The organism is Streptomyces fildesensis, from assembly GCF_016107395.1.
Lineage (GTDB): Bacteria > Actinomycetota > Actinomycetes > Streptomycetales > Streptomycetaceae > Actinacidiphila > Actinacidiphila fildesensis.
The window spans coordinates 1-351 of the sequence record NZ_JAAIKO010000221.1; the positions used below are offsets into that span (position 1 = coordinate 1).

Here is a 351-nt window from a genome sequence, read left to right on the forward strand (position 1 = left end):
GAGCAAACGAAATAAAAAAACCCTAAATTTCACATTCATGGGACAGCGATGGGGAGGGGTTGTGGCAAGGGCATTTGGTTATTGTCCTGATCGTGATCGTCGCCGGCCAAATCATTCAGGTCGTAAATAACAGTGATATAGAGAGAGCAGCTAGGGCACCGCGCGATATCCTCGCCGCGGCGGAGATCGTCCTTCGTGATCTGGAAGAGATCGCCGCAGGGGCACGGATACGTGAATGCCTGGAGTTCCCTACTCCACTCCATGTCTTCTATCTCTACTTCATCATACGACATCGTACTCTCCCACTCCCACACGTCTTCCTTCGCGCTTCGCAGCAGAAACCAGTCGCCG

1 protein-coding gene is annotated in these 351 nt (G+C 52.7%); it reads right to left on the reverse strand.

Features of this window, described 5'->3' with window-relative positions; genetic code table 11:
• Positions 1 to 35 precede the first annotated feature (35 nt).
• Positions 36 to 351: CSL-type zinc finger protein (locus tag C6N31_RS47285; RefSeq protein WP_232486363.1), on the reverse strand; the 316-nt coding region annotated here is incomplete at its 5' end.